Annotated in this window: 25 protein-coding genes; 22 read left to right on the plus strand and 3 right to left on the minus strand. The window is 31.8% G+C overall.

Going from position 1 to position 26,713, the window contains the following annotated elements:
* Both B8965_RS08835 and B8965_RS08840 read right to left on the minus strand, forming a co-directional pair.
* A partial coding sequence (locus B8965_RS08835; RefSeq protein ID WP_084053776.1) for a helix-turn-helix domain-containing protein occupies positions 1 to 441 on the minus strand: 441 nt, incomplete at its 3' end.
* Between the two features lie 145 nt (positions 442 to 586).
* Entirely contained in the window at positions 587 to 1,474 is an 888-nt protein-coding gene (locus tag B8965_RS08840; protein WP_084053778.1) for a radical SAM protein, read from the minus strand.
* Between the two features lie 403 nt (positions 1,475 to 1,877).
* On the opposite strand from B8965_RS08840, the gene B8965_RS08845 reads away from it, so the two are divergent.
* The 13 genes from B8965_RS08845 (at position 1,878) to B8965_RS08905 (ending at position 14,047) form a co-directional block, all read left to right on the plus strand.
* Positions 1,878 to 3,173 carry a phenylacetate--CoA ligase family protein gene (locus B8965_RS08845; protein WP_084053780.1) on the plus strand — a complete coding sequence of 432 codons (1,296 nt, stop codon included), beginning with the start codon at positions 1,878 to 1,880 and terminating at the stop codon, positions 3,171 to 3,173.
* 19 nt (positions 3,174 to 3,192) lie between these two features.
* Positions 3,193 to 4,920 (plus strand): indolepyruvate ferredoxin oxidoreductase subunit alpha, encoded by a 1,728-nt coding sequence (iorA, locus tag B8965_RS08850; protein WP_084054261.1) that lies wholly within the window; start codon positions 3,193 to 3,195, stop codon positions 4,918 to 4,920.
* Positions 4,921 to 4,922: 2 nt separating this feature from the next.
* Complete coding sequence (locus B8965_RS08855; RefSeq protein WP_084053782.1) at positions 4,923 to 5,498, plus strand: indolepyruvate oxidoreductase subunit beta; 576 nt, start codon at positions 4,923 to 4,925, stop codon at positions 5,496 to 5,498.
* Between the two features lie 99 nt (positions 5,499 to 5,597).
* The gene (locus tag B8965_RS08860; RefSeq protein ID WP_084053783.1) at positions 5,598 to 6,500 is read left to right on the plus strand and encodes a DUF2935 domain-containing protein; all 903 of its coding nucleotides are present in this window, start codon (positions 5,598 to 5,600) and stop codon (positions 6,498 to 6,500) included.
* A 210-nt stretch (positions 6,501 to 6,710) separates the two neighbouring features.
* Positions 6,711 to 6,998 carry an ACT domain-containing protein gene (locus B8965_RS08865; protein WP_423237171.1) on the plus strand — a complete coding sequence of 96 codons (288 nt, stop codon included), beginning with the start codon at positions 6,711 to 6,713 and terminating at the stop codon, positions 6,996 to 6,998.
* 12 nt (positions 6,999 to 7,010) lie between these two features.
* Positions 7,011 to 8,378, plus strand: coding sequence for a PFL family protein (locus B8965_RS08870; RefSeq protein WP_084053784.1), 1,368 nt, complete (start codon positions 7,011 to 7,013; stop codon positions 8,376 to 8,378).
* Between the two features lie 174 nt (positions 8,379 to 8,552).
* Positions 8,553 to 9,098 (plus strand): TraR/DksA C4-type zinc finger protein, encoded by a 546-nt coding sequence (locus B8965_RS08875; protein ID WP_084053785.1) that lies wholly within the window; start codon positions 8,553 to 8,555, stop codon positions 9,096 to 9,098.
* Between the two features lie 83 nt (positions 9,099 to 9,181).
* Positions 9,182 to 9,622, plus strand: coding sequence for a signal peptidase II (gene lspA / locus B8965_RS08880; protein ID WP_084053786.1), 441 nt, complete (start codon positions 9,182 to 9,184; stop codon positions 9,620 to 9,622).
* Positions 9,622 to 10,542 carry an RluA family pseudouridine synthase gene (locus tag B8965_RS08885; RefSeq protein ID WP_084053787.1) on the plus strand — a complete coding sequence of 307 codons (921 nt, stop codon included), beginning with the start codon at positions 9,622 to 9,624 and terminating at the stop codon, positions 10,540 to 10,542. The genes lspA and B8965_RS08885 overlap by 1 nt, the downstream gene beginning before the upstream one ends.
* Positions 10,542 to 11,087 carry a bifunctional pyr operon transcriptional regulator/uracil phosphoribosyltransferase PyrR gene (gene pyrR, locus B8965_RS08890; protein WP_278336349.1) on the plus strand — a complete coding sequence of 182 codons (546 nt, stop codon included), beginning with the start codon at positions 10,542 to 10,544 and terminating at the stop codon, positions 11,085 to 11,087. Before B8965_RS08885 ends, pyrR begins: the two co-directional genes overlap by 1 nt.
* Before the next feature lie 38 nt (positions 11,088 to 11,125).
* On the plus strand, positions 11,126 to 12,037 hold the full coding sequence (locus tag B8965_RS08895; protein WP_159446316.1) for a selenium metabolism-associated LysR family transcriptional regulator: 912 nt from the start codon (positions 11,126 to 11,128) through the stop codon (positions 12,035 to 12,037).
* Between the two features lie 70 nt (positions 12,038 to 12,107).
* Positions 12,108 to 13,019: a selenium metabolism-associated LysR family transcriptional regulator gene (locus B8965_RS08900; RefSeq protein ID WP_084053789.1), complete on the plus strand. Its 912-nt coding sequence runs from the start codon at positions 12,108 to 12,110 to the stop codon at positions 13,017 to 13,019.
* A gap of 152 nt (positions 13,020 to 13,171) precedes the next feature.
* Positions 13,172 to 14,047, plus strand: a complete 876-nt coding sequence (locus tag B8965_RS08905; protein WP_084054264.1) for an NAD(P)/FAD-dependent oxidoreductase — start codon at positions 13,172 to 13,174, stop codon at positions 14,045 to 14,047.
* Here B8965_RS08905 and B8965_RS08910 read toward each other — a convergent pair.
* Positions 14,044 to 15,813, minus strand: coding sequence for an Rqc2 family fibronectin-binding protein (locus B8965_RS08910; RefSeq protein WP_084053790.1), 1,770 nt, complete (start codon positions 15,811 to 15,813; stop codon positions 14,044 to 14,046). The genes B8965_RS08905 and B8965_RS08910 overlap by 4 nt on opposite strands.
* Before the next feature lie 168 nt (positions 15,814 to 15,981).
* Between B8965_RS08910 and B8965_RS08915 the strand changes: the two genes are divergently transcribed.
* From B8965_RS08915 to priA, 9 genes are all read left to right on the plus strand, one after another.
* Positions 15,982 to 18,723, plus strand: a complete 2,742-nt coding sequence (locus tag B8965_RS08915) for a calcium-transporting P-type ATPase, PMR1-type (protein WP_423237177.1) — start codon at positions 15,982 to 15,984, stop codon at positions 18,721 to 18,723.
* Positions 18,724 to 18,781: 58 nt separating this feature from the next.
* Positions 18,782 to 19,612, plus strand: a complete 831-nt coding sequence (gene dapF / locus B8965_RS08920) for a diaminopimelate epimerase (protein WP_084053792.1) — start codon at positions 18,782 to 18,784, stop codon at positions 19,610 to 19,612.
* On the plus strand, positions 19,609 to 20,484 hold the full coding sequence (locus B8965_RS08925; RefSeq protein ID WP_084053793.1) for a YicC/YloC family endoribonuclease: 876 nt from the start codon (positions 19,609 to 19,611) through the stop codon (positions 20,482 to 20,484). The genes dapF and B8965_RS08925 overlap by 4 nt, the downstream gene beginning before the upstream one ends.
* 58 nt (positions 20,485 to 20,542) lie before the next feature.
* On the plus strand, positions 20,543 to 20,818 hold the full coding sequence (remA, locus tag B8965_RS08930) for an extracellular matrix/biofilm regulator RemA (RefSeq protein WP_084053794.1): 276 nt from the start codon (positions 20,543 to 20,545) through the stop codon (positions 20,816 to 20,818).
* Positions 20,819 to 20,833: 15 nt separating this feature from the next.
* Complete coding sequence (gmk, locus tag B8965_RS08935; RefSeq protein ID WP_084053795.1) at positions 20,834 to 21,430, plus strand: guanylate kinase; 597 nt, start codon at positions 20,834 to 20,836, stop codon at positions 21,428 to 21,430.
* A 15-nt stretch (positions 21,431 to 21,445) separates the two neighbouring features.
* The gene (gene rpoZ / locus B8965_RS08940; RefSeq protein ID WP_084053796.1) at positions 21,446 to 21,652 is read left to right on the plus strand and encodes a DNA-directed RNA polymerase subunit omega; all 207 of its coding nucleotides are present in this window, start codon (positions 21,446 to 21,448) and stop codon (positions 21,650 to 21,652) included.
* Positions 21,653 to 21,657: 5 nt separating this feature from the next.
* On the plus strand, positions 21,658 to 22,857 hold the full coding sequence (gene coaBC, locus B8965_RS08945) for a bifunctional phosphopantothenoylcysteine decarboxylase/phosphopantothenate--cysteine ligase CoaBC (RefSeq protein ID WP_084053797.1): 1,200 nt from the start codon (positions 21,658 to 21,660) through the stop codon (positions 22,855 to 22,857).
* An 8-nt stretch (positions 22,858 to 22,865) separates the two neighbouring features.
* Entirely contained in the window at positions 22,866 to 24,053 is a 1,188-nt protein-coding gene (gene metK / locus B8965_RS08950; protein WP_084053799.1) for a methionine adenosyltransferase, read from the plus strand.
* Positions 24,054 to 24,252: 199 nt separating this feature from the next.
* Complete coding sequence (priA, locus tag B8965_RS08955) at positions 24,253 to 26,694, plus strand: primosomal protein N' (RefSeq protein ID WP_084053802.1); 2,442 nt, start codon at positions 24,253 to 24,255, stop codon at positions 26,692 to 26,694.
* The last annotated feature ends 19 nt before the right edge of the window (positions 26,695 to 26,713 follow it).

The following is a 26,713-nucleotide window of genomic DNA, read 5'->3' on the forward strand; positions in this document are numbered from 1 at the left end:
AACATGCTCAGTGCTTGTATCAACAGGAGCTGAATCATCTTGGCGTTGTATATTAACAGCCTTACCTGATGAATTCATTTTAGCCCTTCTCCCACGTTTCTTATCTCTTAAGGCATCAGGACCAGCCGCTCTATAATCATTTACCCACCTAGCGATAAGAGCATTATTATTAATCCCTATCGAAAGAGCCAGTTCCTGATAAGATACCTCACTTGTTAAATAAGACTCTACCACACCAAGCTTAAATTCAAAAGAATAAGCTTCGTTCTTTCTTGAACGTTTTAATCCATCATCACCAAGTTCTTCGTAGTAATGTACCCAATTGAGAACTTGTCTTCTGTTTTTTACTCCATATTTTTCTGCTAAAAAAGTATAACCTCCTTCGCCACGTAAATATGCATCTACAACTTTCTTTTTAAACTCATAACTGTATGCAGCCATAAAAATACCGACCTCCAATTGTTAGATTTTTGGTCTAACTTTTGGGGGTCGGTACAAAACCGAAGGTGCCTTTCCTATGTCCATTTTCAGGTTTTAAATTTTAGCTAGAAATAATATTCCCGATAAATGTACAGGACAATAAAAACTACATTTTTATCTTGTTTCTTGCAAATTTACTTTTTAGTGATTCTTCGTCTGTATTTTCGATAACTTTATTTAAAGTAGCAATCAAATCTTGTTTATTCCGAGGCATGATTCCAGATAGTGGTACTGTGTTTGAAGGGTGTTGCGCTGAGAACACGGTACTATTTTCTAAGCTTAAATTTTCAATTAATGTCTTAAGTTCGATAAGTCTTTCTAGTTCAGAAGCTTCTTTAAAATCTCCACTTAAATAGTCATTATGTAACTTTGTTCCTGGTACTAAGGTTAAAGACATAGGAAAAATTCCTTTAGATTTCACTTCATTTAATAATTTTGCGGTGTCAATAGCATTAGCTATTCCCTTATCTTTACCGGCAACCCCGTACATAATTATAGAAAAAAATCTGATACCTACTTCATTTAATCTTTGCATTTGTGCTTTAGTTTCTTTGGCTGTAGTTCCTTTATTAATGTTTTTTAAAACCTCATCATTTCCACTTTCAAGGCCAATATATAAATCCCCTATCCCTAAAGATTTTAATTCTCTTAATTCTTCTATAGTTTTTGTTTTAATTCCCTTGATAGAAGCATACATGGAAATAGTTTTACACTTAGGCAAATATTTTTTAATTAATAGGGCAATTGTTTTTAATCTCTCAGCGCTTAAGGAAAAAGGATCACCATTTAATAAATAAATTCTTTTTATCGTAGTGTTAAGGGTGATAAGTTCTTTTAAATCTTCTTCGATTTGTGCTAAACTTGTCATTTCAAATTTAATATCTTTATACATACCACAATAAGTACAATTATTATGAGAGCAACCAGAGGTAACTTGAAGTAAAATAGTATTTGCCTCTAATGGTGGTCTGTATATAGTTTCATCATAATGCACAAAAACAGCTCCTTTGTATGTCTATTTTAAGATAACTTATGCCTTTTTTAAATTTATTAAAATATTTCTAGATTGAAAAGGAAAGTTCCTCTATAATAGGGTTAAGGTATTACTAGAGTTATAAAAGAGAAAATTTTTAATTGCAGGAACTTTTCAAATTTTAGCGAATATTTATTTATTGTAGAATGGTAGATTTTTATCAGTAGGATTTTTTTATTTATAATCAGTTATATTGTTAGTATGGAAGGACGGAAGGAAATGAATACATTAATTTTTATTAACAGTGGCCTTTTATTTTTTATAGGCTTTATTCTTATAAATAAAACCAAAACCCTAAAATTTTCCTAAAAGGGGTTTTGGTTTTTGTTGTCTTTTTTAGAATCTATTGAAGGGGTTGAGCTAAATGATTTGGGACAAAGAAAACGAATGTATGTCACGAAGTAAATTAGAAGCTTTACAATTAGAAAGATTAAAAAGTACTTTAAATAGGGTGTATACTAAAGTTCCACAGTACAAACAGAAACTTGATAAACTAGGAATTAAACCTGAAGATATTAAAACTCTTAAAGATTTAAGCAAACTTCCATTTACCACCAAAGATGATTTAAGGGATAATTATCCTTTTGGACTGTTTACTGTCCCAAAGAAAGAATTGGTAAGGATCCATGCTTCTTCTGGAACTACCGGAAAACCAGTAGTTGTGGGTTATACTAAAAATGATATGGAAACGTGGACTGGTCTTGCTGCTCGAATGGTTAGTTTAGCAGGTGTTACCGACAATGATGTTGGACAAATGGCATTTAGTTATGGATTATTTACAGGTGGTTTTGGTTTACATTATGGTTTAGAAAGAGTAGGGGCAATGGTAGTTCCAGCTTCGGGCGGAAATACTGAAAAGCAACTTATGTTAATGAAAGATTTTGGCACGACTGCTTTAGTTTGTACACCTTCTTACGCATTATATATTGCGGAAGTGGCCGAGAAAATGGGTATTGATATGTCTAAATCGCCTCTTAGATTAGGATTATTTGGTGGAGAGCCATGGTCTGAAGAAATGAGAAGTGAAATAGAACGAAGATTATCAATTGTAGCAACAGATAATTATGGTTTAAGCGAAGTTATGGGCCCTGGTGTATCAGGAGAATGTGAATTTAAAGATGGACAACATATAGCAGAAGATCATTTTATTGTAGAGACAATTAACCCTGATACAGGAGAGGTTTTAGAACCAGGGCAAAAAGGAGAACTAGTATTTACCAGTATCACAAAAGAAGCTTTTCCAGTAATTCGTTTTAGAACGAAAGATTTATCAATTATAAATCAAGATAAATGTGCTTGTGGTAGAACAACAGCTCGTATGGCAAGAGTCTCTGCTAGAACAGATGATATGTTAATTATTAGAGGGGTAAATGTATTTCCTTCTCAAATAGAAAGTGTAATACTTAATATTGATGCAGTAGCTCCACATTACCAAATAAATGTATATAAGACAGGCCATTTAGATGTTCTTGAAGTTATGGTAGAATTAGTAGATGAAACGCTTCTAGAAAGATATGGAGAACTAGAAAAATTAGTAAAGACTATTCAGCATAAACTACACAATGTATTATCAATAAATGCTAAAGTAAAACTAGTTGAACCGAATACTATTGAAAGAACAGCTGGTAAGGCAAAAAGAGTATTTGACCATAGAAAATAATGAAAGAAAGGTTGTCGCTATGAAGAATTTACTTACAGGAAACGAAGCAATTGCAAGAGGAGCATGGGAAGCTGGAGTTAATGTAGTTACAGCTTATCCAGGAACCCCAAGTACTGAAATAACTAAAAATGCAGCTTGTTATGAAGAAATCTATGCAGAGTGGTCACCTAATGAAAAGGTTGCCTTAGAAGTAGGAATAGGGGCATCAATTGCTGGAGCAAGGGTTTTAGTAGCTATGAAGCATGTAGGCGTAAATGTTGCAGCTGACCCACTATTAACTTTTGCCTATACAGGGGTTAATGGAGGATTAGTTTTAGTATCAGCAGATGATCCAGGTATGCATAGTTCTCAAAATGAACAAGATAATAGATATTACGGGAAAATGGCTAAAATACCCATTCTAGAACCTGCTAATAGCCAGGAAGCTAAAGATTATACAAAATTAGCCTTTGAAATAAGTGAAAAGTTTGATACACCAGTAATTTTAAGAATTACTACAAGGGTAGCTCATTCACAATCATTAGTAGAACTTTCAGAAAGAACTAATGTTGATTTAAAAGAGTATGTAAAAAATCCTGCTAAATATATTATGACACCAGCTAATGCAAGGAATCGTCATGTTTATGTGGAGGATCGTTTACTTAAATTAAAAGAATATAATGAAACAAATGCTATTAATAAAATTGAATGGGCAAGTAAGAAAATTGGCATTATTACAAGTGGTATAAGTTACCAATATATTAAAGAAGTTTTAAAAGATGTATCTATTATGAAAATAGGTATGTCATTCCCTTTACCTACTGATTTAATTACTGATTTTGCTTCACAGGTTGAAGAAGTTTATGTGATTGAAGAATTAGAACCATTTATCGAAGATAGTTTAAAAGTTTTAGGAATAAAGGTTATTGGTAAAGAAGTATTTTCTAATATCGGAGAAATTCATGCTGAAACTATTGCTGAAAAAATATTAGATCAAAAACCAGAACATTTAGAATCTGATGATATTCCAGTTAGGCCTCCAGTTTTATGTCCTGGCTGTCCTCATAGAGGAGTATTTTATGTTTTAAATAAGTTAAAAGTTGTAGTAACGGGAGATATTGGTTGTTATACCCTAGGAAGTGCACCGCCTTTATCAAGTATGGACACTACTATTTGTATGGGAGCTAGTATTGGAACAGCGCTTGGAATGGAAAAGGCTAGAGGAAAAGAATTTGCGCAAAACTTAGTAGCAGTGATTGGAGATTCTACTTTTATTCATTCTGGAATTACTGGATTAATAGATGTTGTCTACAATAAAGGTACAACCACAACTTTAATTTTAGATAATCGAATTACAGGTATGACAGGGCATCAACATAATCCAGTTAGTGGATTTACGATTAAAGGGGAACCAACGAAAGAAGTTAATTTGGAATTATTAGTAAAAGCCGTTGGAATAGAAAGAGTAGTAACTATAGATCCTTTTGACTTAAAAGGTTTAGAAGAAACATTAAAATCTGAATTAAAAATAGATGAACCATCAGTTATTATTTGCAGAAGACCTTGTGCTTTAATTGAAAAGAAAAAGGATGTTAAGCCTTTAAAGGTTAATCTGGATGAATGTATCGGCTGTAAAATGTGCTTAAAGCTAGGCTGTCCAGGAATAGTTAAGGTAGATGATAAAGTGCGAATTAATCCTACCCAGTGTAATGGCTGTGGGTTATGTGCAACAGTTTGTCCTAAAGGCGCTATCAAGGGGGATAATTAATTATGAATAATATTACAAATATCTTAATTGTTGGCGTTGGTGGACAAGGAACTATTTTAGCAAGTAGAGTTCTTTCTAGGGTAGCTCAGAGCTTAGGTCAGGACGTTAAAGTATCAGAGATACATGGTATGGCTCAACGGGGTGGTAGTGTTGTTACCCAAGTAAGGTTTGGAAGCGAGGTAGCATCACCTATTATTCAAAAAGGGCAGGCAGATATTATTTTAGCCTTTGAAAGATTAGAAGGTTTAAGATGGTTACCATATTTAAAAAAAGAAGGAAAGATTATTGTTAATGATCAAAGAATAGATCCAATGCCTGTTATTTCAGGAAATGCGATTTATCCTGAAAACATAGCAGAAAAAATAGAATCTCGCGCCAATAAATTAATTTTAGTAGATGCACTTGAAAAAGCTACTTTGAGCGGAAATGCAAAAGCGGTTAATGTGGTTTTATTAGGAGTATTATCTAAAATATTGGAGATAGATCACGAAATTTGGTTAGATGTATTAAAAAATACTGTACCTCCTAAATTTTTAGAAGCAAATATCAATGCTTTTGAAGCTGGAAGAAATTATTAAAGCAGGCAATTATGCCTGCTTTTTTTTGTAACCTTGTAAAGTAGTTTTAAATAGACTGTTGTTAGATAGTTTATTTATTACTTTGGAGGGAAAGAGTAAATGTTATCAAGAGAAAGATATATTCAAAAGTCTTTAGAAACTAATTTGTTTTTTGCGCGCATTATGAAAGATCATGCTTTATTTTTAGCCTTGGGATTTACCCCTAAAGATGCTAATCTTATGCAAATGGCTTTACAATTTAAAAGTAGCTATTCTATTTTACTAACTAGAGTGACTAGTCTTTCTAATGGATTAATTAGTAAAAATGTACTTGAATCAGGAGAAATAGTAACAGAATATACTCTTTTAGCAGAACAAATGACTCAAGATTATACTGGAGTTCCTATCAATACAAATATAACAAAAGCACAGCTTGACTTAATGGGAGGAACCCCAGGATATATTAATCCGATGCTAGATCAACAAGTATTTATGCTTAATCAGGAAGCAATAAATTTAACAACTTCATTTATTCAATTTAAATCTAAAGTTTTATTTGATGTTTTAGAATGTAGATTATTTACTAGAAATTATCCGTTAATGATTGATCATCTTATTGAGGAAGCTAATTTTTATGTAGAAATATTAAGAAGCTTACAGAATTATCAAAATGCGTATAAGAAGAAAGATGCTAAAGTATTAGCCTTATTTTGGAATGATATTATGTCAGAACATGCGAAGTTCATGCGAGGTATGTTTGACCCTACAGAAAAGGATTTAATTGAAAAGGCAAATTATTTTGCTCATGAGTTTGAAGAATTAGTTGAAGAATCTCAAGAGGATGATTATCTGATAGAGAGTTTAGAAGAAACACGAGAAATAATAAAATTTAAGACTTCAGGACTAGAAGGTTTACTATCTTGTAAAATCAAGTCTATTATAGTTCCTTTACTAGGAGATCATGTGTTAAGGGAAGCTAATCATTATCTAAGGGTTTTAAAGGAAGAAAAGAAAGGGCGCTAATTAAAGATAATATTATGGATACATGGATAGTATATTTTAAGACTATCCATGTATCTATTTTGATTTTGGTTAGAATTAACTTATAAGTACATACTAGAATAAAGGAATTATTATTTTATGTAATAATATACGATAAATTGCAGGAATTAATTAATAAAAGAAGAATATATACATTTTAAGAGAATTTCATGAACAATAGGAGGAAATATAATGGAAATGGGCAGTAATAATAGAGTTGTTATAACTGTTGTAGGAAAAGATAAAGTGGGTATTATAGCAAAGGTGACCAATGTTTTAGCAGACAAGGAAGTCAATGTATTAGATATAAGCCAAACAATTTTACAAGACTTTTTTACAATGATTATGATTGTTGATATAACTAGTTGTAAGGTAGATTTTAATACTTTAAAAGAAAGTTTAGAACAAAAAGGGCAAGAAATTGGAATGAAAATAACTGTGCAACATGAGGACGTATTTCAATACATGCATCGTATCTAGGAGGGAATAAGAGTGCCTTTTTCAATAAATAATGATGAAATATTAGAAACAATAAGGATGGTTGAGACTGAAAACTTTGATATTAGAACGGTCACTTTAGGAATTTCTCTAAGAGATTGCCCGCATCCTGATTCTAAAATAGCATGTCAAAACATTTACGATAAAATTACCAAAAAAGCAGAAAATTTAGTTAAAGTAGGAGAAGATATCGAAAAACATTTTGGTATCCCAATAATTAATAAAAGAATTTCTGTAACTCCTATTGCTCAGATAGCAGAGGCAAGCAAAACTGATAATTATGTCGATTTTGCCCTTGCATTAGATAAAGCAGCGAAGGAAGTAGGAGTTAACTTTATTGGTGGATTTTCTAGTCTAGTAGAAAAGGGAATGACCATTGGGGATGAAAGATTAATTCGTTCTATTCCTGAAAGTTTAGCTAGAACAGAGAGAGTTTGCTCATCAGTTAACATCGGTACAACAAAAGCGGGAATTAATATGGACGCTGTAAGATGGATGGGTGAAATTATCAAAGAAACAGCAGAACTTACTAAGGATAAAGATGGACTTGGGTGTGCAAAATTAGTTGTATTTTGTAATGTGCCAGAGGACAATCCTTTTATGGCAGGTGCCTTACATGGTGTAGGAGAACCAGAAAGTGTAATAAATATTGGTGTTAGTGGTCCAGGAGTAGTAGCTAATGTTGTAAAAAAACACCCTGATGTCCCTTTTGGTGTTTTAGCTAATAAAATAAAACAAACTGCGTTTAAAATAACTCGTATGGGTGAATTAGTAGGAAATGAAGCTGGGAAAAGACTAGGCGTTCCTTTTGGAATAGTTGATTTATCTTTAGCCCCAACACCAGCAGTAGGAGATAGTGTAGCTGATATTTTAGAATCAATGGGTCTTGAAAGAGTTGGTACTCATGGAACAACTGCAGCCCTGGCTCTTCTTAATGATGCAGTTAAAAAAGGTGGGGCTATGGCATCTTCTTATGTTGGGGGATTAAGTGGTGCCTTTATTCCAGTAAGTGAAGATGCTGGGATGATTAGGGCAGTAGAAGAAAAAGCATTGAGCTTAAATAAATTAGAAGCAATGACCTGCGTATGTTCAGTTGGTTTAGATATGATTGCTGTACCAGGAGATACTAGTGCAGCAACACTATCAGCTATTATTGCTGATGAGGCAGCTATTGGGATGGTTAATAAAAAAACAACAGCTGTTAGAATAATCCCTGTTCCAGGTAAAAAGCTTGGAGAGATGGTTGTGTTTGGGGGATTATTAGGACGAGCTCCTATTATGGAGGTAAATCCATTTAGTGCTAGTGAATTCATTAAACGAGGTGGAAGAATCCCAGCACCTATTCATGCTTTAACTAATTAAAAATGTTATTTTAAAACAAAAGGTAAACTTTAGGGCAAATATGCCCTTTTTTTTATCTAAAAAGGTTATTTTCTTAATACCTACTCTTTTTTTATAGCTTACTTTTTAAACTTAAGAAATTATGAATTATCTTAAATTATTAAGGCAAACTAAAAAAGAGTAGGAGGTGTAAAGTTGGATAATGCAAGGAAAAAACTTGAAGAAGTTAAAAATGACTATGAAAATGTGCTAAATAGTGTTAATGAAGGATTAAATTCAGCGATGAATGAAGGGCTTTCAGAATTATCCGTTTATGACAACCATCCAGGAGATATAGGTACAGAAATGTATGAACGAGAAAAAGATATAGGTACAAGAGTTTATTTAGAAAATCAAATAAAAAAGGTAGAAGATGCTTTTCATAATTTAGATAAAGGTAAGTATGGCATTTGTGAACAATGTCAAAAACAAATACCCAAAGAAAGGCTAGAAATATTGCCCTTTACTACTATGTGTGTAAATTGTAGTCAACAATTTTCAGAAGATGAATATAATCATTATAAGAGACCAGTAGAACAGCAAATTGTAAAGCCTCCATTTAATGAACAAAGTATAGATTCTAATCTATCAGGATTTGATGGGGAAGATGCTTGGGCGCAAGTAGCTTATTACGGTACTTCAGAAACTCCATATGAAACAGGAGCAATAGATTATAAAGATATGTATAATGATCAAGAATAGTTACATCAAAAACCGCTCTTGGAGCGGTTTTTGATTTGTGATATACTGTAGTGTGGGAGTATGTGTATAAGGAGTGACTTAATTTGGTTTTTTGGTTAACAGCCGTAATAATTTTAATTTTAGATCAAGGAAGTAAGTATTTGATTAAAAGTAATTTTAATTTATTTGATAGTGTACCTTTAATACCCAATATTTTTCATCTAACGTATATTGAAAATCCTGGTGCTGCTTTTGGTATGTTAGCTCATAAACGACTTTTTTTTATTTTAATCACATTTGTCATATTAGCAATTATTTTTTATTTATATATGAAAATGGGGAAAAGTAACAAGGTCTTAGATATCTCCCTTGGGTTAGTAGTTGGTGGAGCAATAGGTAATCTACTAGATAGATTATTAACTGGAACTGTAACAGATTTTTTTGATTTTAGGGTTTTTCCAATTTTCAATATAGCTGATTCTGCAATAGTTATTGGGATGATAATAGTTGCTTATCAATTTATAATTAAGGGAGAGGAATTTTAGTGCAAGAAATCTTTTTAAAGGGTTCCGAGGAAAATGAAGGACAAAGACTAGATGCTTTTCTAAGCGAAAATATTGAGGAAATATCTAGATCATATATTCAAAAATTAATTAAAGATGAAAATATAAAAGTAAATAATCAACCGGTTAAATCAAACTATAAAATAAAAGCAACAGACAGTATTATTGCAATAATTCCCGAACCAGAGACTATAGATATAAAGGCTGAAGAAATTCCTTTAGATATAATATACGAAGATGATGATGTATTAGTTATTAATAAAGCTGTTGGAATGGTAGTCCATCCAGCAGTAGGAAATTATACGCAGACGCTTGTAAATGCCTTATTATATCACTGTAAAGATTTATCAGGGATTAACGGCAAATTAAGACCAGGCATTGTTCATAGAATTGATAAAGATACTTCAGGACTTTTGATGGTAGCAAAAAATGACCATGCTCATCAAGGGCTAGCAAATCAACTAAAAGATCACTCTGTAGATAGAGCCTATATGGCCTTAGTGCATGGTGTTGTAACCGAACCTGGTGGGATTATAGATGCTCCCATAGGTAGACATCCAAATGACCGTCAAAAGATGGCAGTTACTCTAAAAAATTCAAAAGAAGCTGTAACTAAATATTATGTTAAAGAAAGATTTACAAAATATACATTAGTTGAATGTAAGCTTGAAACAGGCAGAACTCATCAAATCAGAGTGCATATGTCTTATATAAATCATCCTTTAGTTGGAGATATAACTTATGGATGGAAAAAAAATAATTTAGGTTTAAATGGTCAAGCTTTACATGCCTATATGCTTGGATTTGTTCATCCACGCACAGGGGAAAAACTTAATTTTACTGTACCTATGCCAGATTATTTTCAAAATACTTTATCTGAATTAAGAAAGGAGGAAGAATAGTGGAAATAATTGAAAAAAGGATAATAATGGACAAAGCAGCTGTAAATAGATCTTTAACTCGTATTGCGCATGAAATAATTGAAAAAAATAAAGGTGTAGAAGATATTATAATTGTTGGTATATATAGAAGAGGAGTTTCTTTAGCAGAAAGAATAGTTAAAAGAATTAAAGAAATTGAAGGTAAAGATATAAAAATGGGAAAACTGGATATAACATTATATCGTGATGATTTAACAACTTTAGGAGATCAACCTATTGTGCGTGGAACTGAAATTCCTTTTGATATAGTAGGTAAAAAAATCATTCTTGTTGATGATGTCTTATATACGGGACGAACAGTTAGAGCTGCTTTAGATGCCGTGATGGATCTTGGCAGACCAGAGTTAATTCAATTAGCTATCTTAGTAGATAGGGGTCACCGTGAATTACCAATTCGCGCAGATTTTGTAGGAAAAAACATACCTACTTCTAAAAATGAAGTTATAAATGTTAAACTAGAAGAAGTAGAAGGTGTAGATGAAGTTATATTAGGTGAAGCTAAATAAAATAGATTATTAACAACAAAATAATGGGGGTAATAAATTTGATTAATGATAGCCTTAAAGTTTTTATGCAAGTAGTTGACAAAAATAGTTTCTCTAAGGCGGCTAAAGCACTCTCCCTAACTCAACCAGCGGTAAGTTTTCAGATTCATACATTAGAACAATACTATGGTACTGTATTGTTTGACCGTGTTAATAGAAATATTTCTTTAACTGTAGCAGGAGAGTTATTGCTTAAATATGCTAAGAAAATGATTCAATTACAATCTGAAATTGAAAATAGTATTGAAGATTTAACAGGTACTATTAAAGGTAAATTAGTTGTAGGTGGAAGTACTACTGTTGGAGAGTTTATTTTGCCTCCACTAGTTGGTAATTTTAAAAAGAAATTTACACAAGTAGATATAAGACTATGTATCAATAATTCTAAAGAAACTGAAAGAATGGTTTTAAATGATATTATTGATATAGGAATAATAGAAGGACCTGCAAGTTCTGAAGATTTAATTAAAGAAAAATTTATAGATGATGAATTAGTTCTTGTTACATCAACAAATCACCCGTGGGCTAGTATAGATGATATTTCAGTATTCAAACTTAAAGATTATCCTTTTATATGTAGAGAAAAAGGATCAGGGACTAGACATGTAATTGAAAGTACTTTAAAAGAAGTAGGATTTCCTTTGGAAAATCTAAATGTTGCTATGGAATTAGGGAGTACATCAGCAATCACAGCTGCGGTAAAAAATGATTTAGGTATGTCTATTATTTCAAAATGGGCTGCTAGAGAAATGGTAGAAGAAGGACTATTATCTACTACTAAACTTGACGAAACTAAGTTTACGAGACAATTTACAATTATCATGAAAAAAGATAAATTTAGAACTCATGCTATAGAGGAGTTTTTAGGGTTTTTAAATACTGATAAATTAAAGAGGATTGCTAAAGATTAAGTATTCTCTATATATTATAATATTAAATAAATTCTGAAAATAGAATAGCATTCAAGGAAGGATGGAATAAATGTTAAATGATAGCATAAGAGTTTTTTTAACCGTTGTAGATAAAAAAAGTTTTTCTAAAGCTGCAAAAGCTTTGTTCCTAACACAACCTGCAGTTAGTTTTCAAATTCAAACATTAGAAGAGTATTATAGTACAAGATTATTTGATCGAATTAATAGACATATCTCTTTAACTGAATCTGGAAAATTATTACTTGATTATTCTGATAAAATGACCGAATTACAATCAGATCTGGAAAGAGAAATGCAGGAACTTACGGGTACTGTAAAAGGACGTTTATTAGTTGGTGCAAGTACAACTATTGGTGAATATCTAGCGCCGCAGTTATTAGGTGCATTTAAAAAGAAATATCCTGAGGTTGATCTAATTTTAGAAGTTGGTAATACAGAGGATATAGAAAGTAAAATACATTCAACTAATCTAGATATTGGATTAGTTGAAGGACCAGTTACAGGTAAGGATATCGAAAAAGAGTTCTTTATTGAAGACCATCTTTGTGTAATAACTAGTGTCAATCATCCTTGGGCAAAAGAGAAAAGTATATCTATTTTCGAATTAGATAAATATCCTTTAATCTCTAGAGAAAAAGGATCAGGTACACGTAAGGTATATGAAGATGGTTTAAAAAAGGCAGGTTTTCCTCCAAATAATCTTAATATTAGTATGGAATTTGGAAGTACTAATGCTATTAAGGCGGCTGTAGCTAACGATTTAGGTATATCAATTATTTCTAAATGGGCTGCTAAAGAAAAAGCAAAGTTAGGAAGAATTGCTAAAATGGATTTACAAGAAGTAGAACTTGAAAGACCATTTAATATTATTTATCATAAGAAAAAGTTTCATAGTCAAGCTACAGATGGTTTCTTGAAGTTTTTAAAATCGGATGAAGCTTTGGAAATTTTAGAACAATAAAACCAGTATTTAAGGATTATTTATAAACCTTTTCCTGCCTGCGTTATTTTAGGTAAATATTTTTCATTAAAAATATCATCTTTTAAAGATGGTATTTTTTTATGCGCATTATTTTTAGTTTTTATTACAAACTAAAAGGAAGAGGTGATGAAATGGATATTCCTAAAATAGATATTTTAGTGATTGGATGTGGACCAGCTGGTATGTCAGCTGCGATAAATGCTACCATAAGAAAGAAAAAAACTATTATTTATGGAGGTAGTTTTTGCAGTCAAAAATTAAACAAAGCACCACATATAGATAATTATTTGGGTTGTTATGATATATCTGGTGAAGATTTAAGGAGAAAGTATTTAAATCATATTGAAAAATTTGGTATTGAAATAGTAAATGAGAAAATTGATAGTATCTATATTTCTAAAGATGAATTTAATGTAGTTTCAAAAGGTAAGGTCTTAATTTGCAAATCCATTATTTTAGCAGTAGGAATAGAGACTGTTGGCTATTTGCCTAATGAGCAAAATTTACTAGGCAAAGGCGTATCTTATTGTGCTACTTGTGATGGAGGGTTATATAAAAATAAAGTAGTAGGTGTAGTTGGTTATAATAAAAAGGCAGAGGAAGAACTAAAGTTTTTAGAAGGATTAGCTAAGCAAGTTTACTATATACCGATGTATAAAGAGATAGGTGAAGTAGGATCTACTACAACAATTATAAAAGAAAAGCCACAAGAAATAATAGGTAAAGAAAAATTAGAAGGTATTTTAATTAATGATGAGATTATTAATTTAGAAGGTCTTTTTTTACTAAAAGAAACAATTCCACCGAAAGATTTATTACAAGGATTAAATATAGATGATAAAGATATAGTTGTAAATAGAAAAATGGAAACTAATATTCCAGGTGTATATGCTGCTGGAGATGTTACCGGTGAACCTTATCAACTTGCTAAAGCTGTTGGAGAAGGAGCTATAGCAGGGTTAAGTGCTGCAGCTTATTTAGAAGGTAAAGAAAAAAGGTTGGATTAATCCAACCTTTTTTCTAAGAGTTTATTGATATTTTCTTCATTAGGTGTGATATAAATTGTTTTTTGGTTTTCATAAATTACCATTCCAGGTTTAACTCCATTTGGTTTTTTAACATGTTTTACTAAGGTATAATCAACTGGAACTTGAGAAGAATTACGAGCCTTGCTAAAATATGCTGCTATCTCAGCGCTAGTTTCTAAAACATGAGCGGGTATTTCTTTATTTTCAGGGTTTTTAATTATAACATGTGAACCAGGTATGTCTTTAGTATGAAGCCATGTATCTAAAGATCTTCCAATCTTAAAGGTTACATAATCATTTTGTTTATTATTTTTTCCAAAATAGACTTGAAAATCATCTATTATAAGGCTAAGTGGAGCATTTTGTTTGAAAGCTTTTTCTTTCTTTTTAGATATTTTCTTTTTAAGATAACTTTCTTCTTCCATTTCAATCCGTATTTCTTGTAAATCAATTAAATTATCTGCTTTTTGCAAGCTGTGGGCGATGGTTTCTAAATAATCAACTTCTTTATTTACTATATCAGCTTGTTCTTTAGATTTTTCCGCTCCAATTTTTGCCTTAGTATATTTATTAAAATACTTTTGTGCATTTTCATTTGGTGTTAAATGGGGATCCAGTGGAATTTCTATTAATTCTTGTTGCTCAGAATAAAAGTTAGGAACTATAGCCTTATCACCTTGTTTTATTTGATAAAGGTTAGCTGTTAGCAATTCTCCCCAAATTTTGTATTTTTCGCATACTTTCCCATCTGAAATTTTTTCGTATTGTAGATTAAGTTTTTTTCCACATCGATCTAATTCTCGTTTAACTATTTTTTGTAAGTCGAGAACCTTCTGGCTTAGTACATTTTTATCTTCTTTTTGCCCAATATAAGTTTCAAGTAAATTACTCATACTTGGTAATGTTCTTTGCTCACTTGAAGCAAATTGATTTAATTCAAAAGGTGCAAAAGCAATAGGTATATCATTATCAAAAACAATTGTAGGTTTAAAATTATGAGTATCTAAAATTTCTTTGAGCCACGTTATAGATTGAAAAAGTTTTGAGTATTCATATTGACCAAGAAATTCTAAACCAGTATTAGGATCAAGATTTGATCTAATTGAAATTTCTCTTGCAGTTTGGGGACTAAATCCCGAAATAGTATTAATTAGAGCCTTGGTAATTGTTGTTTCAGGTGATAAATCTAAAAAGGCCTTTATTAAATCCTGCTCAGATAAATCTGTAGGAAGTTTTTTATTTTGGGGAGGTGGAGATACATATTCATAACCAGGTAGAACTTCACGATAACTGGTAGTTGAGGTTGTTAAACGTTTAATGCTGTCAATAATTAAGCCGGTTTCTGGGTTATACAAGATTATATTACTATGTTTACCCATGAACTCTCCAATTAAAACACGTTTCGCCTTTTCTCCTAGTTCATCTATAATCTCAAAGGTAAAAGAAACTACCCTTTCTAAACCATCTTGTTTAATTTCCAGAAGTCTAGCACCTTCTAAGTGCTTTCGTAAAACCATACAAAACAAAGGTGGAGTACTTGGATTTGACCTGGTTTTATCTGTTATATGAAAACGAGTTGTTTGTGGGTGGTTAGATACAAGTAATTTAAAAGATTTATTTGGTTTCCTAATTGATATAATAACTGTATTTTTATCTGGTTGATGAATTTTATCAACACGTCCAGTAGTTAATAAATGATTTAATTCGTGTGTTAAAGAATTAATAAGAATTCCATCTAGTGCCATACTTACACCTCCTGTTTTAGAAGTATATCTTTTTTAAAACATCCTGTCTAGTTTTAACAATTTAGTAAGTGATTAATATTTTAACTTATGATTCTTTACTCATTTTTTTATTTAGCCTTGCATAATAATTACTTAGTAATAATTTTGCAAAAAAGTGAGGGAGAAGGCGTGGAGTTAAAAGAGTGGCACTACCGGGATAAAGATGATGTTTTGAAAGAATTTCAGGTTGATGAAAAAAAAGGTATTACTTATGTTGAAGCCATGAGAAGATTAGAATTAGTTGGTCATAATGAATTACGTAAACAAAAAACAGTATCTCCAATTGTTGTTTTTTTTAATCAATTTAAAGACTTCATGATAATTATTTTATTAATGGCTACCCTAATATCAGGAATGCTAGGTGAATATGCTGATGCAATAACAATTATAGCAATAGTATTTTTAAATGCAATTTTAGGTTTTGTGCAAGAATATAGGGCTGAAAAATCTATGGAAGCGTTAAAAAAACTAATAGCACCTGATGCTTTAGTAATTAGAAATGGAGTAAAGGTTAAAATACCTGCTCGTGAACTTGTTCCAGGAGATATTGTAGCTTTAGAAACAGGAGATATTGTTCCTGCAGATTTAAGAATACTAGAAGCAAATCAACTAGAAGTTGAAGAATCGGCATTAACAGGTGAATCTCTACCTGTTAAAAAATGTACTAAAGCTATTAAAGAAAAAAATGTGGGTATTGGTGATAGATTAAATATGGGTTACTCTGGTACTACAGTAACCAGGGGAAAGGCACTAGGTGTAGTTGTTTATACTGGTATGGAAACGGAAATGGGGCAAATTGCTGGATTAATTCAGAAAGTTCAAGATGATACAACACCACTTCAAAAAAGATTAGAGCAACTCGGAAAATGGTTAGTAGTTTTTTGTTTGGTAATTGTATTGGTAGTAGTAGTAACAGGTATTTTAAGAGGAGAAGATTTTTATGCAATGATTTTAACAGGGGTTAGTTTAGCCGTTGCTGCAATCCCTGAAGGCTTACCAGCTATTGTTACTATTGCCTTAGCAGTAGGCGTGCAAAAAATGATTAAAAAGAATTCTATAATTAGAAAATTACCTGCAGTAGAAACATTAGGTTGTGCTACAGTAATTTGTTCAGATAAAACAGGTACATTAACTCAAAATGAAATGACTGTACGTAAAGTATTTTTAGCTGATGAGGAAATAGATGTAACTGGAGAAGGTTATGAGCCAAAAGGTGAGTTTCATGGCGGAAATGACAAAAATAAAACTGCTTTACAGCTTTTATCTAAAATAGCAGCACTATGTAATGATTCCTCTCTAAATAAAAACGAGACTGCTATTACAGGACTGTTTAGAAATAACGATAAAAGTTCTTGGAAAATAATTGGAGATCCTACAGAAGGAGCATTATTAGTACTTGCAATGAAAGCAGGAATGTGGAGAGAAAAGATAGAAAATAAAGAAGAAAGAGTTTATAGCTTACCTTTTGATTCTACTCGTAAAAGAATGTCTGTTATTTATACAAATAATAAGCATTTAAATGTTTATACAAAGGGTGCCCCTGATATAATCTTAGAAAGATGTAGTCATGTTTTATGGGAAGGCAAAATAACGCCTTTAACCGTACAACTAAGGGAGAAAATCTTATCTAATAATGATTACATGGCAAAACAAGCATTAAGGGTTTTAGGGCTTGCTTTTAAGGAACTTCCTAAAGGATATAAATATGAAGAAAATGAAAAGGAAATAGAGGATAATTTAGTATTTGTTGGTTTAGCAGGAATGATTGACCCTCCAAGAAATGAAGCTGCTGAAGCTGTGAGTACATGTAAAAAAGCAGGCATAAAAACTGTAATGATAACAGGAGATCATAAAATTACCGCTCAAGCCGTAGCAAGTGAGCTGAAAATATATAATAAAGATGATCTTGTTTTAACTGGAAATGATTTAGATAATATGAGTGATAAAGAATTAAAAAGAGTAGTTAATAAGGTATCAGTATATGCTCGCGTATCCCCTAAACATAAATTAAGAATAGTGAAGGCATTAAAGAAACAAGGTCAAGTTGTAGCAATGACTGGTGATGGCGTAAATGATGCACCAGCAGTTAAAGAAGCTGATATTGGTATTTCAATGGGTATTTCAGGAACAGACGTTACAAAGGAGTCTTCTTCTATGATATTAGGAGATGACAATTTTGCTACAATTGTTTCAGCTGTTAAAGAAGGAAGGGCGATTTACGATAATATTCGTAAATTCATTAGATATCTATTATCATGTAATGTAGGAGAAGTTTTAACCATGTTTGTAGCAACACTAATAGGACTTCCGTTACCGCTACTTCCAATACAAATATTATGGGTTAATTTAGTTACAGATGGTTTACCTGCAATGGCTTTAGGTGTGGATCCAGCTGATCCAGATATAATGAAAAGGGATCCTCGTCACCCTAAAGAAAGTATTTTTGCTCATGGTTTATCCAGGAGAATAATAGTAAGAGGAACCTTAATTTGTATAAGTACATTAGCAGTGTTTATTATTGGCTTTTATACGAATAATTCAAATTTAGAATTAGCTAGAACGATGGCTTTTTCTGCGCTAGTATTTTCTCAATTATTTCATGTTTTTGATTGTAGGTCAGAAAAATATTCGATATTTGAAATAGGTTTATTTTCTAATCCATTTTTAGTAGGAGCTGTTAGTTTTTCTGTTTTAATGCATTTAAGTGTAATTTATCTGCCTTTTTTACAACCTATTTTCAAAACTCAAAGTTTAGGTTTTTTTGATTGGTTTGTGATTTTAAGTATTTCTGCTGGTACGACAATTTTACAATTATTATATCGCTCTTTCAAAAGAGTTAGCTTAAGAAAAACAATTTTTTCAAAAGCTTAAAGTAAAGTGGCCTTAGCCACTTTACTTTAAGTTATTATAATTTTAGGAGGAAATTTTCATGAAATTCACCAAAATGCATGGTTTAGGCAATGACTTTATTTTAGTAGATGCTATTACTGAACAAATAAAAGAGGATTATTCACATCTTAGTAGGAAGATATGTGATAGACATTTTGGCATAGGTGCTGATGGACTAATTTTAGTATTACCATCAGAAAAAGAAGATATTAAAATGCGTATTTTTAATCCAGATGGCAGCGAACCAGAAATGTGTGGAAATGGTTTAAGATGTTTTGCTAAATTTGTATATGAAAAAGGTATTGTATCTAAGAAAATTATGACAGTTGAAACTTTAGCAGGTACAATGATACCAGAATTAATTTTAGATAATAATAAGGTTATAAATATTAAGGTTGACATGGGACAACCTATTTTAGAAAGATCCTTAATCCCGATGTTAGGGAATAGTGGACAAGTTATTGAAGAAACAATAATAGTAGAAGGTAAAGAATTCAAAGTAACAGCAGTTAGCATGGGGAATCCTCATTGTATAATATTCGTACCAGATATTAATGAAATAGATATTTATAAATGGGGTCCATTAGTTGAAAGTCATGAACTTTTCCCCAATAAAACTAATGTTGAATTTGTCCAAATAATTAATGAAGAAAAGGTTATTATGCGTGTCTGGGAGAGAGGAGCAGGAATAACTAATGCTTGCGGGACAGGTGCTTGTGCGACTTTAGTTGCAGCTAATCTTTCAGGAAAAACTAGTAAAAAGGCCGAGGTTCAGTTATTAGGAGGTAGCCTTTATATAGAGTGGCTTCTAAATGGACATGTCTTAATGACAGGTTCTGCTACAAACGTGTTTCAGGGGGAATACTTATGATTCATAGTATGACTGGTTATGGTAGAGGAGAAGAAGAGGGGCTAGGTTTAGAATTTGTTGTTGAAGTTAAATCAGTTAACCATCGATATAGTGAAATAGTTATTAAGCAACCAAGACAATATATATTATTAGAAGATTATTTAAGAAAACTAGTACAAAAGTATATAAGTAGAGGACGCGTTGACTTATTTATTAAGGTTAAGGAAATAGATCAAAAGAAATCTCAAATCAAAGTTGACAAAGACCTAGCCATAGATTATTATAATTCTTTAAATGAGCTAGCTAAAGATTTGAAAATTTCTTCTGATGTTAGTATTTATGAGATAGCTTCTTTACCTGAAGTAATTAAAGAAGAAGAAAATGAAACTGATTTAGAACAGGTAAAAAAGGTTATTGAAAAGGCTACTGTGAAGGCATTAGATGGTTTATTAAGCATGAGAGAGGCAGAAGGAAAGACATTATTTGAAGATTTAATTAGCAGAATAAGTAATTTAAAAGATTATCAAGCAAAAATTATAGCGAGAAGCCCAATCATGTTAGATGAATATAGAGAAAGGCTTCGTAAAAGAATAGAAGAGCTTTTAATTGAACAAGTTGATGAAAACAGACTAAATCAAGAAGTGATATTCATGGTTGAAAAAAGCAATGTTACTGAAGAGTTAATTAGATTAGATAGTCATTTTGATCAATTTATAAATACATTGAATTATGAAGGTGCTGTTGGTAGAAAGCTGGACTTTTTGGTTCAGGAAATGAATAGGGAAACTAATACAATAGGATCCAAAGCTAATGATTTGGAAATTGCACATTTAGTAGTAGAAATGAAAACTGAGCTTGAGAAAATAAGAGAACAAATTCAAAATATTGAATAAATATTATATTTTTTTAGTTAATCTTATTAGTTATTGGCATAATATATAGGAGGTTAACATGGATATAAAGCTAATAAATATTGGTTTTGGTAATATCGTTGTAGCAAATAGAATTATAGCCATAATTAGCCCTGAATCTGCACCAATAAAAAGAATTATACAAGAGTCAAGAGATAAAGGTATGTTAGTCGATGCTACGTATGGACGTAGGACTAGAGCGGTTGTGATAACAGATAGTGATCATGTGATTCTATCTGCTGTTCAACCAGAAACTGTTGCCCATCGTTTAGTGGTAAAAGACACACCCGTACATAATGATGAAGATGAGCAATAAAAGGAGCTGTTCGTAATGGATGTAAACGAAGAGGGATTATTAATTATCCTTTCTGGTCCTTCAGGTGCAGGCAAAGGAACCATTTGTAAAAGGCTTTTAAAAGAGATAGATGTTAAATTATCAATTTCAGCCACTACTCGTAAACCAAGAAATGGAGAGGTGCACGGGAAAGAGTACTTTTTTATAACAAAAGAAGAATTTGAAGCAAAATTAGAAGAGAATGAATTTTTAGAGTGGGCAAAGGTATATGATAATTATTATGGAACTCCCAATGAATATGTAGAAGAAATCTTAAATGATGGACATAATTGCATATTAGAGATTGACCCACAAGGAGCTAAAAAGGTTAAAGAAAAAAGACCTGACGCAATTTATTTATTTATAATCCCTCCTTCTATGCAGGAATTAGAAGAACGTTTAAAAGGGAGAGGAACTGAAACAAATATAGAAATTGAAAAAAGATTAGGTAATGTTTGTAATGAAATGGAGTACCTGGGAATCTATGATTATGTTATTGTAAATGATATTGTTGAAAAAGCAGTGGAAAAGGTAAAAGCAATAATTTTGGCAGAAAAGTGTAAAGCAAAAAGAAATAATTATTATATTTTTTAATAGAGGATGATAAAAATGAATAAACCATCTATAGATGTGTTGATGACTAAAGTAGATAGTAAATACTCTTTAGTTGTGGCTACAGCTAAAAGAGCTCGCCTTATTGTTGAACAAGAACCACCACTTATAAAAATCGAATCTACTAAACCAGTTACCATAGCCTTACATGAAATTGCTGGCGATAAAATAAGATACGAAAGAACTAAGACGGGAATTAAATAAATAATATGTTAAAAGATAAAAATATTGTAATAGGAATAACGGGAGGAATAGCTGCTTATAAGTCTTGTGAGATTATTAGTCTAATGAAAAAAAGTGGGGCAAATATTCACTGTGTTATGACAAAAGAAGCTATGCAGTTTATTACTCCTTTAACCCTAAGAACTTTATCTGGTAATGAGGTTATTACAGATTTATTTTCTGAGTCTAAGAATTGGAATGTAGAGCATATATCTTTAGCTAAAATGGCAGATGTTTTTTTAGTTGCACCTGCAACTGCAAACATAATTGGGAAAATAGCAAATGGTATTTGTGATGATTTCCTTACTACAACTATTATGGCTACAAAGGCTAAAGTCGTATTTGCTCCAGCCATGAACGTTAATATGTATGAAAATCCAATTTTAAAGGACAATATAAGTAAGTTGAAACATTTGGGGTATGAGTTTATTGATCCTATCGTAGGGAATCTTGCGTGTGGAGATAGTGGTAAAGGAAAAATGGCTGATCCTAAGGATATAGTGAATTATTTATATAATTTATCTGGAAAAAAACAAGACTTAAAAGGTGTCTCTATTTTAATTACAGCTGGTCCAACAAGGGAGCTTATTGATCCTGTAAGATATATTACAAATCGTAGTTCAGGAAAAATGGGCTATGCAATAGCAAGAGTAGCCAAAGAACGTGGCGCAGATGTTACCTTAATATCAGGGCCGACAAATTTACCTAGACCTGAAGGGATCAAGTTTATTCAAATAGAAACTGCATTAGAAATGTTTACTAAAGTAAAAGAAAATTTTGCTAGTAATAATATTGTAATTAAAGCAGCTGCGGTTGCTGATTATAGACCTAAAAATATTGCCAATCAAAAAATTAAAAAATCTGATGGTGACATGCATATTGAATTAGAACGTAACCCTGATATTTTAGCCTTTCTTGGAGAACAAAAAGGTGATAAAATTCTTGTAGGCTTTGCAGCTGAAACAAATGATTTAACTCAAAATGCGTTAACTAAACTTAAAAAGAAGAATTTAGACCTTATAGTAGCTAATGACGTGAGTCAAGAGGGTGCAGGATTTAACTATGATACAAATAAGGTAACAATTTTTTCTGCCACAAAAGAAACAAATAAGTTGCCGTTAATGAGTAAATTAGATGTTGCCGATAAAATAATAGATGAAGCTGTAACTTTATTAAAAAAGGAGTGAAATTTCCAGTGCGTAAATTATTTACATCTGAATCAGTAACTGAAGGACATCCTGATAAAATTGCCGATCAGATTTCTGATGCAGTATTAGATGCAATTTTTGAACATGATCCAACCGCAAGAGTAGCATGTGAAACAGCTGTTACAACTGGCTTAGTTCTTGTTATGGGGGAAATATCCACATCATGTTATGTAGATATTCCAAAGGTAGTAAGAAATACAATTCGAGAAATTGGTTATGATAGAGCAAAATATGGTTTTGACTGTGATACCTGCGCAGTATTAACAGCTATAGATGAACAATCTGTCGATATTGCTTTAGGTGTAGATATGGCTCTAGAAGCAAGAGAAGGTGAAATGACAGATTCTGAAATTGAATCTTTAGGTGCTGGAGACCAAGGGATGATGTTTGGTTATGCTACCGATGAAACTCCAGAATATATGCCTATGCCAATTAGTTTAGCGCATAAATTAACGAGAAAACTATCTGAAGTAAGAAAAAGTGGCGAATTAAACTATATATTACCAGATGGAAAATCTCAGGTAACTATTGAGTATGATGGGGATAAACCAGTTAGAATCGACACAATTGTAATTTCAACCCAGCATAAGGAAGAGGTTACTTTAGCAACTATTAGAGAAGAAGTAATAGAAAAAGTAGTAAGGCCAGTATTACCTAAAGAGTTCATAGATGAAAATACTCGTTTCTTAATAAATCCTACGGGCAGATTTGTTATTGGTGGACCTCAAGGGGATTCTGGTTTAACAGGAAGAAAAATTATCGTAGACACTTATGGTGGTAAAGCGAAACATGGCGGTGGAGCCTTTTCTGGAAAGGATCCAACAAAGGTAGATAGATCAGCTGCTTATGCTGCTAGATACGTTGCTAAAAACATTGTAGCTGCAGGTCTTGCAAAAAGATGCGAAATTCAATTAGCATATGCAATAGGTGTAGCTGAACCTGTTTCAATCCTAGTAGATACTTTTGGGACAAGTAGTGTATCAGAAGAGAAAATTGTTAGTGCAGTAAAAAATATCTTTGATTTAAGACCTACAGGTATTATTAAAGAATTAGATTTAAGAAAACCAATCTATAAACAAACAGCTGCTTATGGACATTTTGGTAGAACCGATGTTGAATTACCTTGGGAAAAACTAGATAAGGTTGAATTACTAAAAAAAGAAGTTGGGCTTTAGGCTCAATTTCTTTTTGTTTTACAAATTTTTAATTGAAGCAAGTTCTTAATTCAGGTGGAGATTCTTCTACTCCACCTGAATTCTAGAACTGCAAATGCATGACTTAGTTGGCGTTTGACCCCCGCCTAAATAGGCGGGAGACTTACGCCAAGTTAGTCAGGTTAAATATATCTAAAATCACAATAAAAGGAAGAGTTAAATGCAAAACTTAGTTGCAGTTGTAGTTAACTTGCCAAAGCAAAGTGAAAAGCAAATATTGTATTATAAGTTTCCAGAAAAAATGGTGGATATACTTAAAATAGGTTGTAGGGTGCTTGTTCCAGTAGGGAATGCTTTACGAGAAGGTTATGTTGTAGATTTCCCTGAAACGTCTGAGATTAAAAAGCTGAAAGAAATAGCGCAAATATTAGAGGATAAACCACTTATACCTGAAGAATTAATGAAATTAGCCCTTTGGATTAGTAAGTCATATTTAAGTCCTATTCATAAAGTTATTGAGCAAATAATTCCTCCTGCTATGAGAATAGAGCCAGATAGGTGGGTAAGACTTTTAGAAAATAATGAGCTAAGTATTTCTTTAAGTGTTTTAGATGTGAGGGTTGCTAATATCCTTAGTTCTTTAGAGAATGGACCAGTAAAATTAAATTCTTTATTAAGAAAATACGGAGGAGACATAAATAGTAGTTTACAGGATCTCAAGCAAAGAGGCTTAATAGAAATTTTTCTAGACTTTAAGACTAAAGAAACTAATAGCTCTGTTACAATAATTGAAAAGATAGTAAAAAAAGAAGAATATGATAATGTATTAAAAGAATTAAAGAGAGCTCCTATTCAGTTGAAAATACTAAACATTTTAGATACTGTAGGCCAAATAGAACAACAAAAGCTTTTAAAAGAATACTCACTTAATTTGTCTTCAATAAACGCACTCGAAAAAAAAGGCTATATAAGAAAACATAAGCTAAAAAAAGAAAGAACTCCTGAGCTTAATGAGGAATTTCTTAATCATAAAAAGCTTACCTTAAATGATTCTCAGCAAAATGCAGTTAGTTTAATTACGAAGGCCATAAATGAAAATCAGTTGGAGACCTTTTTGTTACATGGCGTAACTGGTAGTGGCAAAACAGAGGTCTATTTAAGGTCTATTATAAATGCCGTTAATCAAGGCAAAGGAGCTTTACTTTTAGTTCCAGAGATATCCCTTACTCATCAAACAATTGGGAGATTTAAAGGAGTTTTGGGTCAGCAGGTAGTAGTTTTACATAGCGGCTTATCTGAGGGTGAAAGATTAGATGCTTGGAATGCCCTAAGGTCAGGTAATGCTAAAGTAGCTATTGGAGTTCGGAGTGCTGTTTTTGCACCTGTACAAAACTTAGGGATTATTATCATTGATGAAGAGCATGAATCTACCTATAAGCAAACCGAACCGGATCCTCGTTATCATACAAGAGATGTAGCAATAGAAAGAATTAGAAACTTAAATGGTGTTTTAATTTTAGGTAGTGCTACGCCTTCTATAGAAACGTATTACAATGCAAAACAAAATAATTATACTTTAATTGAATTAGCTCAAAGGGTTAAAGCAAATCCTTTACCTAAAGTAGAAGTAGTTGATTTGAAAAATGAACTAGAATCAGGAAATAAAAGTATTTTTAGTAGAGTACTTCATCAAAGTATCTCAGACACCCTAGCAAAGGGAGAACAAGTAATATTATTTATGAATAGAAGGGGATATTCTACTTTTGTTCTTTGTAGGGAATGTGGAGAATCTTTAATGTGTAAAAACTGTTCAATAAGTTTAACTTATCATTTTGTAAATTCAGAAATGAGATGCCATTATTGTAACTACAGGGCTAGCGTTCCGACAAAATGTCCTCATTGTGGAAGTAAATATATTCGATATTTTGGTTCAGGAACCCAGCAAGTTGAAGTGGAATTAATTAAAGCCTTTCCGGGAATTAAAGTTACGCGGATGGATGTAGATACGACAACGAGAAAAAACTCTCATCAAGAGCTTTTAGCAGAATTTAGTAAAGGGGAAACCCAGGTTTTACTAGGAACTCAAATGATAGCTAAAGGATTAGACTTTCCAAATGTTACATTAGTAGGTGTGATAGCTGCTGATACTTCTTTAAACTTACCTGACTTTAGAGCTGGAGAAAAAACATTTCAATTAATTACTCAAGTAGCAGGTAGAACTGGCAGAGGTGACAAAATTGGAAAAGTAATCGTGCAAACTTATAATCCTGAACACTATGCCATTATCCATGCTAAAAATCACGATTATAAGTCTTTTTATGAAAAAGAAATTGAACAAAGGCAAATAATAGGTTATCCACCTTTTAATAGTCTAGTACGAATTATTATTAACGGACATGAAGAAGATATTGTAATGAACTTAGCAGAAAAAATAGGATTAGATTTAAAGAATATTTCAAAGGATAAAATAGAAATATTTGGACCTGCTCCAGCCCCTTTAGCAAAAATCCAAAATAGATTTAGATGGCAAATTATTTTAAAAGCAAATAGTTTAGATTTTTTACGTAAAGTAGCTTGGCATGAATATAAAAAATATGTAAACCTAAAGGAATATAATCAATTACGGATAATTATTGATATTGAGCCTCAAAGTATTCTATAATGAGATAATAGGAAACATA

It is taken from the genome of Desulfonispora thiosulfatigenes DSM 11270 (assembly GCF_900176035.1).
GTDB classification, from domain to species: domain Bacteria; phylum Bacillota; class Peptococcia; order Peptococcales; family Desulfonisporaceae; genus Desulfonispora; species Desulfonispora thiosulfatigenes.

Bases quoted from the DNA above. Each gene is read 5' to 3' on its own strand.
- rpoZ (WP_084053796.1), top strand. From the start codon at position 21,446: ATGAATAAACCATCTATAGATGTGTTGATGACTAAAGTAGATAGTAAA.
- gmk (WP_084053795.1), top strand. From the start codon at position 20,834: ATGGATGTAAACGAAGAGGGATTATTAATTATCCTTTCTGGTCCTTCA.
- B8965_RS08925 (WP_084053793.1), top strand. From the start codon at position 19,609: ATGATTCATAGTATGACTGGTTATGGTAGAGGAGAAGAAGAGGGGCTA.
- B8965_RS08910 (WP_084053790.1), bottom strand. From the start codon at position 15,813: ATGGCACTAGATGGAATTCTTATTAATTCTTTAACACACGAATTAAAT.
- B8965_RS08860 (WP_084053783.1), top strand. From the start codon at position 5,598: ATGTTATCAAGAGAAAGATATATTCAAAAGTCTTTAGAAACTAATTTG.
- B8965_RS08855 (WP_084053782.1), top strand. From the start codon at position 4,923: ATGAATAATATTACAAATATCTTAATTGTTGGCGTTGGTGGACAAGGA.
- B8965_RS08865 (WP_423237171.1), top strand. From the start codon at position 6,711: ATGGAAATGGGCAGTAATAATAGAGTTGTTATAACTGTTGTAGGAAAA.
- remA (WP_084053794.1), top strand. From the start codon at position 20,543: ATGGATATAAAGCTAATAAATATTGGTTTTGGTAATATCGTTGTAGCA.
- priA (WP_084053802.1), top strand. From the start codon at position 24,253: ATGCAAAACTTAGTTGCAGTTGTAGTTAACTTGCCAAAGCAAAGTGAA.
- B8965_RS08900 (WP_084053789.1), top strand. From the start codon at position 12,108: ATGTTAAATGATAGCATAAGAGTTTTTTTAACCGTTGTAGATAAAAAA.
- B8965_RS08845 (WP_084053780.1), top strand. From the start codon at position 1,878: ATGATTTGGGACAAAGAAAACGAATGTATGTCACGAAGTAAATTAGAA.
- coaBC (WP_084053797.1), top strand. From the start codon at position 21,658: ATGTTAAAAGATAAAAATATTGTAATAGGAATAACGGGAGGAATAGCT.
- iorA (WP_084054261.1), top strand. From the start codon at position 3,193: ATGAAGAATTTACTTACAGGAAACGAAGCAATTGCAAGAGGAGCATGG.
- dapF (WP_084053792.1), top strand. From the start codon at position 18,782: ATGAAATTCACCAAAATGCATGGTTTAGGCAATGACTTTATTTTAGTA.
- B8965_RS08905 (WP_084054264.1), top strand. From the start codon at position 13,172: ATGGATATTCCTAAAATAGATATTTTAGTGATTGGATGTGGACCAGCT.